General features: G+C 71.2%; 1 protein-coding gene. It reads left to right on the top strand.

The window, feature by feature from the left end:
• Positions 1-1,772, top strand: a 1,772-nt coding sequence (locus tag LOY02_RS16455) for a PD-(D/E)XK nuclease family protein (protein WP_317183453.1), incomplete at its 5' end; no start/stop codon positions are given.
• Positions 1,773-1,852: the final 80 nt, after the last annotated feature.

Below are 1,852 nucleotides of genomic sequence, written 5' to 3'. Positions count from 1 at the left end.
TCGTCGAGGCACTCGACGAGCTCCCGCCGCCGGGCTGGACCGGGCGGGGTGGCGCTCGGCTCACCGACGAGGCCCTGCGACGCCTCCACGGCCTCGGCGACGTGGTGCGACGCCTCCGTCGACTCACCGCGCTGCCGCTCGTCGACCTCATCGGTGAGGCAGAGAGCGCCGTGGGCCTCGACATCGAGGTGCTCTCCCGGCCGGAGCACACCGCGTCGACCGCGCGGGTGCATCTCGAAGCCTTCGCAGACGTCGCTGCCCGCTATGCGGCGAGCTCCGACCGGCCGACACTGTCCGGCTTCCTCAGCTGGCTCGAGGCAGCACGGAGCCAGGAGCGCGGCCTCGACGCCGGTCGGGTGGAGTCCGACACCGACGCGGTCCAGGTGCTCACGGTGCACGCAGCCAAGGGGCTGGAGTGGGACGTCGTCGCCATCCCGTCCCTCGTCGAGGGGGCGTTTCCCGACCACACCTCGACGTCGGTCGCTCCGCTCGAGTCGGTTGGCCCCGACGGGTCTGACAGGTCCATCGGGTCCGCTGGGCCGGGCGCGGCGGACGAGGCCGCCGGCACGGTCGAGTACACCTGCTCGGGAATCCCGAAGGACAAGGGCTGGCTCATCGGGCTCGACTCCCTGCCCTACGACCTGCGTGGCGATCGGCTGGGGCTGCCTCGGCTCGACTGGAGGGGAACCCCCGACCGCAAGTCGCTCGGCGTGGCCATCGAGAGCTTCGCCGAGGAAGGTGGACGGCACGCGATCGCCGAGGAGCGACGCCTCGCCTATGTCGCAATGACCCGGGCGCGCACCGACCTGCTCCTCTCGACCCACCTCTGGGGGACCGGAAAGAAAACCCTCTCCATTCCCTCGCGCTTCCTCCTCGAGATCAAGGACGCCTTTCCCCGGCTCGTGGCCGTCGAGGCATGGCACGCCGCCCCCGCGCCCGTGGAGAAGAACGGCAAGCTCGTCGCGCCGCAGAACCCTTATCTCGCGGAGCCCATCTCGGCGCGCTGGCCGCATGACCCGCTGGGTCATCGGCGTGACGTCCTGGGGTCGCTACCCCGACGGCTGGGTGAGCTCGTGGCTGCGGGTCCGATCGACCTTGCGGGCGACCCGCGCGCCGACGACCTCCGGCTCCTCCTTGCCGAGCAGGCGATGAAGGGCGTCCGGGACGAGCCCGTCGTCGATGTCCCACGCCACCTGTCGGCGTCAGCCGTCGTCGCCCTCGCCCGGGATCCGGAGGCGTTCGCGCTACGGCTTCGCCGACCGATGCCTGAGCCGCCGGCCCCAGCAGCGCGTCAGGGCACGGCCTTCCACGCCTGGATCGAGGAGCACTACTCGCGGGCCGCGATCGTCGACCTCTTCGACCTGCCGGGCAGTGCCGATGACCCCTCCATCGCGGACGACGATCTCGATCGCATGCGGGCCAACTTCCTCGCCAGCGAATGGGCCGAGCGGATGCCCGAGGAGATCGAGCTGTCCATCGAGACGGTGATCGACGGCATCGCGGTGCGCGGTCGGATCGACGCGGTCTTTCCCCGGGACGACGGGGGCTGGACCGTGGTCGACTGGAAGACGGGCACCCAGCCAACTGGCCGTGAGGCCGAGGCTCGCGCGCTCCAGCTCGCCGCATACGCCGTCGCCTTCGCCCGGCTTCGGGGTGTCGAGCCCCACCTCGTGGACGCCGCGTTCTTCTATGCTTCGGAGGGCGTCACGGTGCGACCCGCCATGCCCGACGAGGCCGCTCTCGTCACCATGCTCTCGATGATCCCGGAGTGAAGCAGGCACCACCCGCGCGTCGCCTCAAGGAGCCCCCAGCTCGTCACTCCGATGGACGAGCCGTGCCGTCCTCCCCGTCG

The organism is Intrasporangium sp. (assembly GCF_032907665.1).
Lineage (GTDB): Bacteria > Actinomycetota > Actinomycetes > Actinomycetales > Dermatophilaceae > Intrasporangium.
Note: the sequence above shows the minus strand (reverse complement) of the source record. Positions and strands in the feature narration are given on the sequence as shown.